This window comes from Sphingobium xenophagum (genome assembly GCF_031457465.1).
GTDB lineage: Bacteria > Pseudomonadota > Alphaproteobacteria > Sphingomonadales > Sphingomonadaceae > Sphingobium > Sphingobium xenophagum_A.
On the sequence record NZ_JAVDWV010000020.1, the window covers coordinates 50,891 to 65,848 of the forward strand.

Consider the following 14,958-nt stretch of genomic DNA (forward strand, 5'->3'; position numbering starts at 1 on the left):
TCGGGTGCGGTTTGGAAGGGCTGGTCGTCGCATAAACGTCCAGTGTGACGCTCACAGGAGGGGAGGGCTATTGCGGGGAATGCGTCCTCTGGCTTCGTGATCCGGTAAGGTCGGAGCAGCGGAGGTCTCGCCGATATCCGTTGTCATCTTGCGCTCTGATACCGACAGAAATAGGTTCATTATGCCGCACCTCTGCCGGTTATCATCAGATTGCCGCTTCGCGGCGGGTCACGTCACCGGCGGCAACTTTTTCAGGGTCGTCAGCGCTGCGCTGCCACCAACCCGGATAGCCTGTGTCAGAAGCTCGCGAAACTCGCGCTCCGTCAGCGTCTCTATCGGCACGTCGTTCACCATGGCCGCATATTTGCCGCGCAGAGCGCGGCGGGCGGTTTCCAGATCTTCCGTCAGCTTGCGCTGACGTGTTTCAAGATCGGCAAGCCGATCCCTTTCAGTCATCTTTGGCATTTCCATCGTCCTTCCCCGATGGCCTGCCCGTCACACGCAACTTTGCCATATCGACGGGCCAACGCAAGAGCGGCTTGCCGCTTCCTGCGGAACGAGCGAGGTAAAGGGCGCGCCGACGAGGCGGCGATGCTGGCATGCGAAGCCTGTCGTTAAATCCCCTGATGAAAGTAATCCCGCTCTTGGGACCGGGCCTGATGCACGGCCCCCTTTTTTATATTCTGGGAGAACAAGGCCATGAGCTTTACCCTTCAAACCACCCAAATATTGGCGACTGAAAACCAGCAGAAAGGTAGCCCCGCGCCTACCGGCACGAGGCCGCGCAGCGCGAGCGCGCTGCGTAAGGCAGGACGCACGGCGCAAGGCCGTTTTGTAATGGACCCTACGCACGGGTGCTGCGGGCATATTATGCCCTGAAAACAAAGCAATATGCCTGTATCACACGTCTCACGCCGATCCGGCGCGCTGTAGTACGCGGAACACCGGACTCCCTAGGATACGCCTATCCAATTGAGAATGCGTCGCTAATTTCGTGATACACGTCCTACACCATTCCCGATCCGGGATTGCGACGGCGCTGGAACCGGCCGGGCGGCGGCCGTTGAAGCGCGGCTTAATTCATGGTTTCTGCGGGGCGGCAGAAAGGATATCGCTCATGGCTGAATTGAATGAGGAATATATCAGCGACCTCCGCCAGGCGGTGGTCAAGGCGATCTGCGAAGTGTCGGCGCAAAGGCAACAATCACCATCGGCAGATAAGGGAGATACCCTCTATATCGGCTCGGCCGAAGTCTGTCAGACGCTCACGATTCTGCTGGCTGAGTTTCTGGAAGGCGTCCCTGGTCTCGATACGCCCAGTGAGGTGCGGCGCATGTCGGAGGTCGTGGCCAGGAAGATCAGACTGGGGATCGGAGAAATCCGTCGGCACCGTGCGGAGACAGGCGGAACGCCGCTGCCATCGATCATCATCAAAAACAACTGATCCGCGTCAGCCCTGTCCTTTCGATGTCGCCACCCCTCCCCCAGCGCTAACGCTCTGGATGAATCTGGCAACGCGTCAGCTTGCGCCCCATGTGCCGATCCGGTAAAGTCCAATTGCTTCATGATACTTCCGAAGGTCTCCGCATAAGGAGCCCTTCGCTTGCCCAAGCTCAATTTTCGTCTCGATGAACCACTGCATGCCGCCTTGATGCGCCGTGCACATGGTGCAAATCTGTCTCTGTCGGGCTTTATCCGTAAGGTGCTCGAACAGGCGGTCGATGAGCGCAAGAGCTACGTCTTTTCCTCCCAGGATGAGATTCTCGCCACCTCGATTCAGATCCTATCAATCGTCGCGACATCGGTCGGCCAGCAATCGCCGAAAGCGCTCGAGCAGGGCATGGCGCAGGCACGGATGATCCTCGCGGAACGCGGCCTGCTTGGTGGGGAGGATGCCTTATGAGCATCTTTCGCAATGACACGCTGGGTTCGTGGACGCGCGGCGGGCAGGCGATCGTCCACAATGTTCGCATGACGACCCAAGTCTTTTACCAGACCATATTGGCAGGTTTCATCATCTGGATCATCGGCACGCTCTGGTATGCGTTCGAAAAGTCCACCGAATATGAGCGGTTCGTTCTGATCAAATTGGCCGAGGCCACGATCAAGGTGGACGCCGCCGGCGGCACCAATGATCCGGTGCAGTTTCGCACCCCCGGAGGCCAGGCCTACTGGACCTCAGCGGACTGGCTGGTTGCCTCCAAATTGGCGAAAAAGACCTTGCATGCATTTGAAGGGTATCTGCTGCATGGCGCACTGCTGTCCGGCCTTCTCACCTTGGTCATGCTCTCATGGGCGTGGTTCTATTTCACGCGGACGGGCAGGGGGCTTGGCTCCAACGAATATCTGCGAGGGGCAAGGTTCGGCACGATCCGGCAGGTGAAACGCGCACTGTGGCGACAGACCAAGGGACCGCTGGTCATCGGCAATGTGCCGGTGCCTGAGGCCTATGAGCCTGAGCATATCCTGCTGTGCGGGGCGCCGGGTACGGGCAAGACCAATCTCATTGTCGGCATGCTTGATGGCATCCGCAAATCCGGCCGACGCGCGATCGTCTACGACACGGCCGGAACCTTCGTCGAGAAATTCTATCGGCAGGGCACGGACATGCTGCTCAACCCACTCGATCAGCGCGCAGCGCGTTGGTCGCCCTGGGTCGATGTGCCGCGCGACTATCATTATGATCAGATCGCGGAGTCGACCATTCCCGACAAGCATGGCGATCCCTTCTGGGCCAAGGCGGCGCGGGGTACGCTGGTTGCGGTCATGCGCAAGCTGGCGCGCCAGCAACATACCTATGTCTCGGTCCTGCTCGACCGGCTGTTGCGCTCGAAGCTCAAGGATCTGGCCGCGTTCGTGACCGGCACCGATGCCGCCGCCTTCATCAGCACCGAAGGCGAACGAACATCCGCCGGCATCCAGGCAGAGCTCGCCTCGGTGATGCGCAGTTTTGGCTATCTCGACGATACCGAGGACGGCTTTTCGATCCGCGATTGGGTTGAGAAAGGCGCGGACGGAAGTTGGCTCTTCATCACCGTGAAGGCCGACCAGCTCCCGTCACTGCGCCCGCTCATCACCGTGTGGCTCGACATCGCGATCAGCGCGATCATGAGCCTGACGCCAGATCGCGACCGTCGGCTCTATTGCGTGATCGATGAACTGCCGACGCTGCATAAGCTGCCGTCGCTCTCGGATTTCCTTGCCCGTGCCCGCAAATATGGTGGCTGTGGTATATTGGGCTTCCAGTCCTATCCCCAATTGAAGGCGACCTACGGCAAGGAGGATGCGGCCGCTATCACTGGTTATTGCTCGACCTGGGTGGCGCTGCGGGCGAATGACACCGATACCGCCGAGCATGTCTCGATCAACCTGGGTCAGGTCGAACAGGTCGAGGCCAATGAGGGTATGTCCTATGGCGTCAACGACATGCGCGACGGCGTCAACCTGTCGCGCATGCAGGTGACGCGGCCGCTGGTCCTGTCGACCGAGGTCACCAACCTGCCCAATCTGGTCGGCTTCCTGCGCTTTGGCCGCAATCTGCCCGTGGTCCGGTTCGACAGCCGGTTCAACAACGTACCATCGCTGGGACCAGCCTTCCTCGAACGCACGACACCCCCAATTCAGATCGACAAGGCCGGGATGCTCGTTCGCATCGCTCATGCCGAAGCGCGTGTTCGCGAAGCAATGGAGCGGGAAGCCACTCAGGCTTCTTCGCTAGCGAAACAGGGTGAGATCAAGCCGGCGAAGCCTTCGGCATCCTCAGAACCCACCACGACGCCATCACCGCAGCCGGATATGTTGACGCCGCCATCGCTGCATATCGATGCCCAGCGCGTGGAAGATATATTGCTCGATGAAGAGAATGCCGAACTTCCCGCCTCTCCCCGCACCCTTTGGACCATCCTTGCCGGCAAACAGGGAGAAATCCGGTCCGATCTTGTCCAGCACGGCCGCGACGACGGGCCGCGTGAGCGGGCGAGGCCAGCATGATTCAGCCCCAACGCCTTCATGGCAAACCAGCCAATATCGCCCGCTATTATACGATCGGCGACTATTACACCAAGGGCGGCAACGAACCGTCTGAATGGGGTGGAAAGCTTGCGGTGGACCTCGGTCTATCAGGTGCTGTCGATCCGAAATTGTTTCGTGATCTTCTCGCCGGAAAGGTTGGCGATCAGCAACTGGGTCGGCACCGCGGGGATGGCGAAATCCAGCATCACCCCGGCTGGGATTTTGCGGTCAATGCGCCCAAGTCGGTATCAATCATGGCGCTGGTGGCAGGCGACGAACGCGTGCTTGCCGCCCATGAGGGAGCGGTGACTGCGGCTATCTCCTATCTGGAGGAACAGGCGCAGCTGCGCCGCCGCGATGATGGCAAGATCGTTCATGAAACGACGGGGCGGATTCTGGTGGCCCGTTTCACCGAGCATGGCAGCCGAGAACTTGACCCCCATCTCCATACACACCTTGTCGTCCTCAATATGACGAACCGCGCAGACGGCGATCCCCTGGCAAGCCTGGAAAGCCGGGAGATGTATGGTGAGCAGCGTGTCGCGGGCCAAATCTATCGCAATGCGCTGGCCTATAGTTTGCGCGAAGCAGGTTATCAAATCGATGCGGATCCTCGTTCCGGATTATTCGAGATACGAGGCGTGTCGAAAGATCTGATTGATCAATTCTCACAGCGCGCCGAGGCGATCGAAAACCATGCGCGCGAGCATGGGTTGGTTGGCCAGAAAGCCCAGCGTGCGTCCTTCTACGCTACGCGCAAGGCCAAGCTAAAGATCGGTAAGGAGGACCTAACCGCGCAGTGGCATCAGCGGACCGGTGGCCGTCTCGAGACGCTGCATAAGATCGCGGACGTGGCGCAAGAACGGGACGCGGGACATCTGCCGCCCACCGAGCGCGAAGCATCGCGGGCCGCTCTTTTCGGCCTGCGGCATCTGGAGAGTGCCGAGGCGGTCAATAATCTGGGTGACATACTGCGCACCGGTCTCGCCGCGCATGTCGGAGAGGTCCGGCTCGATGATATCCGCCCTCGGATCGAAAAGCATGAGTTGGCGCATAAGCTGCTATCGACCCATGAGTCGACCGGTGACAGGATCCTGACCCGTGGGCGCACCAGCCGCAAATCCTGGCGACTGGAACTGGCGCTCACCCAGCATATCGCGCTGGGCCTCGACGATGGACGCCCGATCGCGTCGAGCGATCGCTTACTGGCCGTGCTTGAAGGAACATCGCTCAACAAGGAGCAACAGCGCGCGCTGGTCGAGACGGCACTGACGCGTGATCGCGTCAGCGCAATCCACGGTGTTGCAGGATCCGGCAAGTCGACCTTGGTCCGGATCCTGGGTGAAGCAGCCGATCCGGGAATGACGCTGATCGCCCTGGCCCCCACATCATCGGCCGCTGCGGAACTGGGAAACAAGGCAAAGATTGATTTTCATACCGTCGCCAGCTTCGTGGCGCGGGGCGGGCAGGGGATCACTGAGCGGCATGTTCTGGTGCTGGATGAGGCCGGGCAATTGGGCAATCGCCAGGCCCAACGGTTGCTGGAAATCAGCAGGGCTACAGGCGCTCGGCTTCTGTTCCTGGGAGACGAGAAACAGACCGGCGCGATCGAGCAGGGCAAACCCTTCTGGTTGATGCGAAGGCTGGGTTTGCCGACGGTCGAGTTGACGCAAGCCGTTCGGCAGGAAACCAAAACGATCAAGGCCGCTGTCACAGCAGCGCGAGCGGGAAACTTTGTTGAGGCACTGGCCAGGCTCGATAGTGTCAGCACCGTCAACGACCATGAAAAAATGGCCGAGCAGGTCGTCAATGCCTGGATACGGCTTAAGTCGGAAACTCGGGATGGCACCAATATTCTTGTCCTGGAAAATGCGACCCGGCTCATCATCAACAACAAGATCCGCGAAGCGCTGAAAGACGAGAAGGGCTTGGCAGCTGATGATAGCCGGCTTTCTATCCTCGCACCGGCGGGCCTCACCGATATCGAAAAGCATATGGCCCGCTTCTACGGAGCGGGGCAGGTGGTGCGCTTCGATCGGGACATCGCCGGCCTCGGTGTTGCGCGGCACGCCCACTATCGCGTTGCAGGGCTCGGACGTGAGTCCACTGGTCGACAGCTCGTGCGATTGGTCGACGAGCAAGGGCGCGTCGTCCGCTGGGACCCGCAGACGACGAAGGCCCGGCACATCAATGTGTTCAATCCTGAAGAACGGCACATCGCCGGGGGTGACCGGATCCAGTGGCGGCTCGTCAATCGCGAACTGGGCCTGCGCAATGCCGAGCGCGGCACCGTGGAAAAACTTGATGGCTCGCTAGCGACGATCCGCTGGGATCGGAACGGTCATGTGCAGCAGGTTAATCTGTCAGAACACCGGACCTGGGATCATGGCTATGCAGAGACCATATATTCCGCGCAATCCAAGACCTATCCGCGCGTCTTCGTGCTGGCGCCGGTCGAATCTCCGTTGGTCAATGCCCAGAACTTCTACACTGCTATTACCCGCGCGGCATTTGGCGCGCGACTCTGGACCAACAATGTCGAGGAACTCATTGCCAAGCTCGATCGCCGATCAGGAGAAAAGACGTCTTCGTCGGAAGGATTGGGTCGGCTAAAGACTGACCGCGTAGATATATTCTCGAAACGCAGGGAAGGTCATCTGGCCAGTCTGAGGGCCGAGCAAGAGCGAGTCCGAACAGACCGGCGCGACCGGGCGCTGGAGCGACAACTCCACTATCGTGATCGTCTACCCCGTGGCGCGGCCGAGCATCTTGCCGAAGGTGCCCGGAGCGTCGCGCAGCTTTTAGACAGCTTCCTTGAAAACATTCTCGACAGCGCGCGCATGGACGCAAGAGCGCCGAAAACCGGCATCGACCGGGAAAGCCAATTTCCTGCGGCTCGCCCCGGACCCTCTAATGGTCCCGAACGATGAGGTTAGTGCTCATATTTCCGTCCATGCTCGCTGTTGGTCCTTATCAGCTGCTCCTGCGTCATCGCCGTCGGCGGTGCCGGGCAAGGACGCTGGCGTTGCAATTATGCGGACCCGATCGGCTAAAACGGCCACAAGTGCTCTATGCCCGCCTTAGAGCAATGGACCCACCCGCGTTTCAGGATCTCCGACTGGTCGCCTTCGACCGGCCCGGTCACATGGGAGTTCGCGACGGTCGATATGGCGCGAACGTCGAGATTAACGGTGCTAACCGCTTGGTCCAGCCGAAACGTTGCGTACGGGCCGTCCTGCCTGACTATGTCCCGGCGTTCGATACAGTATGTCAGAGCCGCAGAAGACTCGGCATCTTGATACGAACGGGCAGCCTGGACCTCAAAGCCGGATATACATCAATCATGGCGGCACATTCGATAACGTTATGGCCGAAGCCCGCATGATCTTCTGCCAGGTCGCCGGATCCCGATGTTTTCAGCGATCCGGCCAGCTCGATCAATACGCCCGAAACACTCACGGAGGTTAGGATGATGTCACACGGCATCCCCAAGCTGTTATGTACGGCAGCCATCAGTATAGCGTTGTATGTCGCCCCCGTATTTGCAAAGCCCGCTGACGCAGAGGACCTGCGGATTTCCTCCTGCATTCGGCAAGCCTCGCTTGGTCAGCCATGGTTGGAGAAAACGCTCTGGGGACTGCGCGATCAGGAGGGAGGCTGGATCGGCGCTGAGGTTCGTAACCGCAATGGCTCTCATGATCTTGGACCTCTACAGATCAACAGTTGGTGGATACCTCGCATCGCTGCGCTTGTTGGGCGTTCGCCTGGACAGGTTCGATATTGGCTGCGTTTTGATCCCTGCTTTAACGCGGAGGCTGCCCGTTGGATATTCTTATCCGCCCTGCGTTCGACCGGCAAGTACTGGAAGGCGATTGGCATCTATCACAGTCCGACGAAGTGGAGGCAAACGCGCTATCTGAATTCGGTAGCTCGCCATATGCGAACCAGATTTGGTAATGCAGTCTTTCGCCCTGAATAGACCGATGCGATCTGGCTTGCCCTTGCCGAGCGGACCGTATGGCTCGTAGTGGACTGTGCTTACAACCGCCATATCGGGGCGAAGGTGCAGAGAAGCCGATTCGGACCCCGTTTCGTTAACCTAGTGGATTGATCGAAACGGATGAGCGGCGCCATTTTTCCGCGATGGCGGATGGTCAGGACAGCGGATTTCGGCCTGTGCGCTGTCTGGTTCGTCAGCGCGCCGCGGCAGTTCGCAAGGCGAGGTGAGCGATTTCCCATTCGTCGCGCCACGGAAGGCGGACGCCATGGCGATCTTGACGCGTCGGACGCTGAGGGTGACGCGCGCCGATCTTAAGCAGCCTGAGGCGGATGGTGCCGCAACTGGCCCGCGTGGCCGGGAGGGACTGCGATATCCATCGGATATGACGGACGCGGAGTGGGCGCTGACAGCGCCATTCGTTCCTCCGGCAAGGCGTGGAGGCCGACCTCGAACGGCAGACATGCGCGAAGTCCTGAACGCGATGCTGTATGTTGCCGCGAGCGGGTGCGCGTGGCGACTTTTGCCCAAATGCTTTCCTCCGGTGTCAACTGTGCGGCGTTACTTCTACGCCTGGCGCAATGCCGGTCTGTTCGCAGCCATCAACACCGTGCTGGTCATGAACCTGCGGGAAATCGAAGGACGGGAGGCCTCGCCCAGTGCTGGAGTGATCGATAGCCAGTCGGTGAAGACCACGGAAAGTGGCGGAGTATCGGGCTTTGACGTGGGTAAGAAGGTCAAAGGCCGCAAACGGCACATCCTGACCGACACCTGCGGTTTTCTGATCTTCATCCTCGTCCACACTGCTGATATCCAGGACCGTGATGGGGCCGTAGATGTGCTGGCCGCTGTTCGTACGCGGTTCCCATGGTTGCGCCACGTGTTCGCCGATGGCGGCTATGCAGGCGATAAATTACGCTCCGCCCTCGTCGGCATGGGGAAGTGGACAATCCACATCATCAAGCGCTCGGACAGCGCCAAAGGCTTCGAAGTGCTCCCCCGACGATGGGTAGTTGAACGCACTTTCGCATGGCTCGGCCGCTGCCGAGGGCTCGCCAAGGACTGGGAAAAGTCCATCGCATCTTCAACCGCTTGGGCACTGATCGCTTCAATCCGCATGCTCACGCGCAGAACCGCAAGATATTGCTTCGCTTGAGAAACTTCTGAATCAGGCACTAAAGCTACCGGAGGACTGACGAAAGGAAATAGAAATGGCGACACCTCTCACAATCCATATTCATGAAAATCGACTTTCGGAGATCAGGCGCAAGGTTACAAAGCGCCACCTTCCGTCTGGAGCCATAGAGGTTGTTAATACCGCATGGATGTGAGAACCCCTTCAAGTGTTCTGGAAGAGCGATTTACGGGATTGTCCCGCTGTTCCGCTCGACCTTGGCGCGTTATGGCGGCATTGATGGCGCCGGTGCTTTTCTGCAAGTCGACAGAGGCACAGGCGGTTTCCGGTCCCGTCTATGCAGAACCCCTGCCGGCCGTTGCGCGCCCAGTCGATCATCCGTTCGACGGGGTGATCGAACTCCACGTCGACGCGACCGACATACAGCGCGGCATTTTCAACGTGCACCAGCAAATCCCGGTCGTGAATGGCGGTGCGATGACGCTTCTATATCCCCGGTGGGAGGCCGCGAGCCACGGACCGAGCCTCACCGTTACCGATATTGCAGGTCTCACCGTCGAAGCCGGAGGCCGACGGATTGCGTGGCGGCGTGATTCCTATGAGCCGCACGCCTTTCACCTACAAGTGCCACCTGGCCTCAGGGCGATCGACGTGCGCTTCCAGATGGTTGCCGGGGGCGATCTACTGACGCCGGATGTCGTGTCTGTCCCGTGGCAGAGGCTGATCCTGTATCCTGCGGGCTGGTACGCCCGGAACATCCCTGTGGCGGCTACACTGACCTTGCCGGAAGGATTGCGACCTTTCACGTCGCTGGATGTCGAGCGCAGCGACGGTCCAACCATTCTATTTGAAGAAGCGAACCTGGAAACCCTGCTCGATTCGCCGGTGCTGGCGGGGCGGTACACGGCGCAAGCGCGGTTGGCCTCGCCCGGCCCCGGGGCGGTATCGCTCAATATTGTAGCACAGCGATCCGACGACCTTGTGGTCCCGGCTGAACGGATGGCTGAGTTGCGCCGGTTGATCGGACAGATGCGGGCCGTATTCGGGCCCACGCCCTTCGCGCGCTACGATATTCTTGCGCGGCTGGGCGGCGATGGTTCATCCGGAGGAACGGAGCATCGGGCCTCCAGCGAAAACGAGTTGGCGTCGTCGCTGTTTCAGGACTGGCCGAACCAGATACTCTCGCGTGACCTGATCGCGCACGAGATTGTCCATGCGTGGAACGGCTTCTATCGAACGCCCGCCGATCTCTGGGCGCCGACGCCCAACGTCCCCGTCGCGGGCAGCCTGTTGTGGATGTACGAAGGGCAGACCGAGTTCTGGGGGCGCGTGCTGGCGACGCGGGCGGGCCAGTTCACGCCAGCCGAATTGCGTGATCGGCTGGCGATGGACGCAGCCGAGGTTGCCACGCGACCCGGCCGAGCGTGGCGGCCGTTGTCCGACGACGTCAACTATCCTTCCTTCATGCTTCGCCAGGCGGTGCCATGGCGCGACTGGCAACGTCGGCGGGACTATTATTCAGAAGGTGTCATGCTGTGGCTGGCTGTCGATGCCGAACTGCGTGAGCGCAGCAAGGGTCTGCGTGGAATCGATGATTTCGCACACGGCTTCTTCGCCGACGCCGCTCCCAAAGCGCCGACACGAACCTATACATTCGCCGACATATGCCATGCGCTCAACCAGGTCGCGCCTTCGGACTGGGAAGGGTTCTTGCGGACCTGGCTCGAGGGACATGACGAACTCGACACGACCAGCGGCCTAACACGACATGGGTGGCGGCTGATCTTCACCGACGTGCCCACGGCAGCGTTCCGGGCAAACGAGGAAGAAGTCGGGGTTGTAGACCTCACCTATTCGATCGGGCTGACGGCGCGCGCCGACGGCACGATTCGAGCGGTGGCATGGGATAGTCCATCCTATCAGGCCGGGCTGCGGCCGGGCATTCGGATCGTAGCCGTAAATGCCGCGCCTTATGGACGCGATGCGCTACTGAACGCGGTGCGTGATAGCGTGAACCGCCCCGTCGTGTTGACCATCGAACGAGATGGTCAGCGATCAGAGGTCCCAATCCGTTACGCTGGTGCGCTGCGTTATCCGCAACTCGAGCGCATCACCGGACGACCCGATACGCTTGCAAGCTTGCTGACCGCACGGTGAGTAGTTCGTCCGGAAAGGCATAATCGTAAACGGCGCTGCGGGTAACTCAGTGCCGAGTGCCGTTGACGCTCGACAACTGACGATCGGTTGCGCCCGCTGTTACACGCCACGCGAAGGCCACTTGAGACTTGGAGCTTGAAGACGGTTGTTGTAGCGGTCACCGACGCTGCCGACCGAAGGCGCGAGGTTGACAGCGTGCGCCGGGATTCCGATGGCTCGTTCGGTGGCTGGGTGGCGACGGCAAGTGTGGCCCGACATAACTGTCCGGGTGAATGGCTAACCTCAGCCCCGATTTTGAAGGATGGTGCGGGTGGTCGGAATCGAACCGACACTCCTTTCGGAACCGGATTTTGAATCCAACGCGTCTATCAGTTCCATCACACCCGCACATTTGCCGCCGATTCTAGCCGACGCTCCCTGCACCGATATTGCACCTGGAGCGAAAACTGGGCACCTCCATCAAACTGCTGAGCTGAGTGATTATCTGCCGACGGCGGGGATGGCAGAGTAAGCGCTCGCCCTTGGGTCGCGCTTATTGCTTATTTCCAGCGGTTTTTCTGATCTCTAGAGATAAGCCCACTCGGACTCATTGCGATCGAAACGATGAAAAATATCATCAGAATGCTGATTGATGTCGGTGGTCTAACGACATGGCAGAGGACTATCGGTATAGCCATCTGCACAAACTATTCAGTATGAAAAACATGTATACATTTAGCGATCGGTCGCTGGACTATCAGAATCGCCTTCGCGCTTTCATGGCGGAACACGTCTACAGCAATGAGGAAGTTTGGGCAAAGCAGCGGCGTGACGCTGCCAACGTCTGGGCACCCTTGCCGATTGTTGAAGACCTGAAATCGCGGGCCAAGGCGGCGGGGCTCTGGAATCTCGCGCTGCCACATTCCCGCTATGGACCCGGGCTAACCAACTTCGAATATGCTCCGCTGGCAGAGCAGATGGGCCGCGTCCATTGGTCGTCTGAGCTGTTCAACTGCCATGCGCCCGAAAGCGGCAATATGGAGATGCTGGAAAAATACGGCTCGCAGGATCAGGTCGCAAAATGGCTGCCGGGCATGACTGATGGGACTCATGGCTCCGCCTTCGCAATGACAGAGCCGGATGTGGCATCTTCTGACGCTACAAATATTGAAACGAGCATCGTTCGGGACGGCGACCGTTACGTGATCAACGGACGCAAATGGTGGATCAGCGGCGCAGCTGCTGAACATTGCAAAGTGCTTTTCGTGATGGGTCAAACGGACGCGGACAACCCCGCCAAGCACCTGCGGCAGTCCATGATCATCGTCCCTAAAGACACGCCGGGTGTAACGATCGTTCGGGACTTGAACATCTTGGGATATAGTGACGCGCCCCACGGTCACGCCGAAATCCTGCTCGAAAATGTTTGCGTCCCGACGGAAAATATCATCCTTGGGGAAGGCCGGGGATTCGAGATCGCACAGGGTCGACTAGGCCCTGGGCGCATCCATCATGCGATGCGCAACATCGGAATGGCCGAGCGCGCGCTGGAATCACTGTGCCGCCGAGCGCTCAATCGTAAGCCCTTTGGAAAGCTACTGGCCGATCAGGGCGTGACGCGTGAGCGCATTGCCGAAGCCCGTATCCGCATCGATCAGGCGCGCCTCCTTGTCCTCAACACTGCGCACCGTATCGATACCAACGGCGTAGAGTCGGCAAAGATGGAAATCTCGGCGATCAAGGTGGCCGCCCCGATCATGCTGGGGCAAGTTGTGGACTGGGCGATGCAGGTTTATGGCGCTGCGGGCGTCACCGACGATTTCGGGCTTGGCTATGCCTGCGCGCGTGCACGGATCATGCGCTATGTCGATGGTCCTGACGAAGTACACCGAAATGTCATCGCCAGAATGGAACTGGCTAAATACAAGTAGGAAAATCGACCAATGACCGGCTCTATTGGATCGAGCGAGGCGACGCTTGTGGATGTTCTGCCCAACCATCGCTTTGATGAAGCGGCCCTTGCTTCGTTTCTCGAACGGAACCTGCCGGGATTTGGCGGCTCCTTGATCATCCGGCAGTTCCAAGGCGGTCAATCGAACCCGACCTATCATCTTCAGATCCATGACAAGGCCTATGTACTGCGCAAACAGCCGGCGGGCCCCCTTCTGCCCGGCGCCCATGCGATAGACCGGGAATATGAGGTTCAGTCTAAACTGGCGGGGCATGGCATCCCGCTGGCCGAGATGCACTTGCTATGCATGGACGACCAAATCATTGGTCAGTCCTTCTATCTCATGGAACATGTCGAAGGACGCATCTTTGCCGATCGGTTGTTGCCGTGCGTATCACCGGACGATCGGCGTCAAATCTACCTGCGCATGATAGACGTGCTTGCCAAGCTTCACGACGTGGATATTGACAAGGCCGGATTGAGCACGTTCGGAAAACGCGGCGATTATGTGAAACGCCAAATTTCGCGATGGCAGCGGGCTTATGACAAAACCAAGGTGGCTGAAAATGTCGCCATGGACGAAATGATCGACTGGCTCACCCAGAACGTGCCTTCTGATGGCGAAGAGACGATCGTACATGGCGACTTCCGCATCGGTAACATGATTGTTCACCCGCAAAAACCTGAAATCGCGGCGGTACTGGACTGGGAATTGGCGACCATCGGCCATCCATTGTCTGATCTTGCCTATGCCTGCATGGCGCATAATCTGCCTTCGATCACCAAACGGGGCTTTTCCGATCTGGACTTTAGGGGACTGGGAATTCCTGAGCAGCGCGAGTTGATAGAGCGCTACGCCAAGGCTCGCGGCTTGGATGACGTGCCGTACTGGGATTACTTTCTTGTCCTTTCGATATTCCGCCTAGCTTCGATCCTGGCTGGGGTCTATCGACGCGCACTTGATGGCAACGCGGCAGATGCACGGGCACGAGAGGCTGACACGATTTACCGCATGCTCGCCGAAGAAGGGCAAAAGATGATCCACATGCTGGCTTGAGTTATGCCTTCGGAGACGCATGCTCTGATCCTAGTGGATTGACCGGAACGAAAGAGTCCATTTTGGGATTCCCAGAGGCATGCTGACGTGCGAGTCAGGGCCGATGCGCGATAGTATTACTTTCTTCTTGTCCGAGGTCGACCGCGAACGGTTGAGCGGCATTGTGGCGGCGCCTTTGAGCCCGCAAAAGCATGTTTGGCGAGCCCGTATCGTTTTGCTCAGCAACGACGGTCTTGGGACCTCTGCCATCATGTCTGCGATGGGTAAGTCGAAGACCTGTGTGTGGCGGTGGCAAGAACGTTTCATGCACGAAGGTGTCGACGGCCTGCTGCGCGACAAATCTCGTCCGCCGGGCAAGGCACCCGTGCCACCCAGGCGTGTGGCAGAGATCGTCCGCCTGACGCAGGATACGCCGCCGCACGAGGCGACCCATTGGACGGCGCGCGCGATGGCCAAGGCTGTCGGGCTTGCCGTCTCGACAGTCCAGTCGATCTGGAAGGCACATGGTCTTGCTCCGCATCGCTGGCGCAGCTTCAAGCTGTCGAACGATCAGGCCTTCGCCGAGAAGCTTCACGAGGGACTGTCAGGATTTCCGTGTGCGGCCGGGCGGTTGATCATCAGGCCGCCATGGCTCTGATGAAACGTTCGCCGAAGATCACGGCAAATTGCGC

10 protein-coding genes, 1 tRNA gene and 1 pseudogene are annotated in these 14,958 nt (G+C 59.3%); 9 read left to right on the forward strand and 3 right to left on the reverse strand.

The features are described from left to right. Positions 1-228: 228 nt before the first annotated feature. The gene (locus J2W40_RS18000; RefSeq protein WP_262503701.1) at positions 229-456 is read right to left on the reverse strand and encodes a hypothetical protein; all 228 of its coding nucleotides are present in this window, start codon (positions 454-456) and stop codon (positions 229-231) included. A 661-nt stretch (positions 457-1,117) separates the two neighbouring features. On the opposite strand from J2W40_RS18000, the gene J2W40_RS18005 reads away from it, so the two are divergent. From J2W40_RS18005 to mobF, 4 genes are all read left to right on the forward strand, one after another. Beyond that, the gene (locus tag J2W40_RS18005) at positions 1,118-1,444 is read left to right on the forward strand and encodes a hypothetical protein (RefSeq protein ID WP_310227341.1); all 327 of its coding nucleotides are present in this window, start codon (positions 1,118-1,120) and stop codon (positions 1,442-1,444) included. A 159-nt stretch (positions 1,445-1,603) separates the two neighbouring features. After that, the gene (locus tag J2W40_RS18010) at positions 1,604-1,903 is read left to right on the forward strand and encodes a CopG family transcriptional regulator (protein WP_310227342.1); all 300 of its coding nucleotides are present in this window, start codon (positions 1,604-1,606) and stop codon (positions 1,901-1,903) included. Further along, positions 1,900-3,990, forward strand: a complete 2,091-nt coding sequence (locus tag J2W40_RS18015; RefSeq protein WP_310227343.1) for a type IV secretion system DNA-binding domain-containing protein — start codon at positions 1,900-1,902, stop codon at positions 3,988-3,990. The genes J2W40_RS18010 and J2W40_RS18015 overlap by 4 nt, the downstream gene beginning before the upstream one ends. Further along, a complete protein-coding gene (mobF, locus tag J2W40_RS18020) occupies positions 3,987-6,941 on the forward strand; it encodes a MobF family relaxase (protein WP_310227344.1) in 2,955 nt (984 codons plus the stop codon). The genes J2W40_RS18015 and mobF overlap by 4 nt, the downstream gene beginning before the upstream one ends. Positions 6,942-7,281: 340 nt before the next feature. Here mobF and J2W40_RS18025 read toward each other — a convergent pair whose 3' ends face one another. Next, entirely contained in the window at positions 7,282-7,524 is a 243-nt protein-coding gene (locus J2W40_RS18025; protein WP_310227345.1) for a hypothetical protein, read from the reverse strand. An 869-nt stretch (positions 7,525-8,393) separates the two neighbouring features. Between J2W40_RS18025 and J2W40_RS18030 the strand changes: the two genes are divergently transcribed. After that, positions 8,394-9,164: an IS5 family transposase gene (locus tag J2W40_RS18030; protein ID WP_310227346.1), complete on the forward strand. Its 771-nt coding sequence runs from the start codon at positions 8,394-8,396 to the stop codon at positions 9,162-9,164. Positions 9,165-9,422: 258 nt separating this feature from the next. Further along, positions 9,423-11,300 (forward strand): M61 family metallopeptidase, encoded by a 1,878-nt coding sequence (locus J2W40_RS18035; protein ID WP_310227347.1) that lies wholly within the window; start codon positions 9,423-9,425, stop codon positions 11,298-11,300. Between the two features lie 302 nt (positions 11,301-11,602). On the opposite strand, the gene J2W40_RS18040 is transcribed toward J2W40_RS18035, so the two are convergent. Continuing rightward, positions 11,603-11,687, reverse strand: a tRNA-Leu gene (locus tag J2W40_RS18040). A gap of 263 nt (positions 11,688-11,950) precedes the next feature. Between J2W40_RS18040 and J2W40_RS18045 the strand changes: the two genes are divergently transcribed. The 3 genes and pseudogenes from J2W40_RS18045 to J2W40_RS18055 all read left to right on the forward strand — a co-directional run. Further along, complete coding sequence (locus J2W40_RS18045) at positions 11,951-13,210, forward strand: acyl-CoA dehydrogenase family protein (protein ID WP_310227348.1); 1,260 nt, start codon at positions 11,951-11,953, stop codon at positions 13,208-13,210. Between the two features lie 12 nt (positions 13,211-13,222). After that, entirely contained in the window at positions 13,223-14,287 is a 1,065-nt protein-coding gene (locus tag J2W40_RS18050) for a phosphotransferase family protein (protein ID WP_310227349.1), read from the forward strand. Between the two features lie 103 nt (positions 14,288-14,390). Next, positions 14,391-14,864, forward strand: a pseudogene (locus J2W40_RS18055) (helix-turn-helix domain-containing protein); the annotation flags it as partial. Positions 14,865-14,958 lie beyond the last annotated feature (94 nt).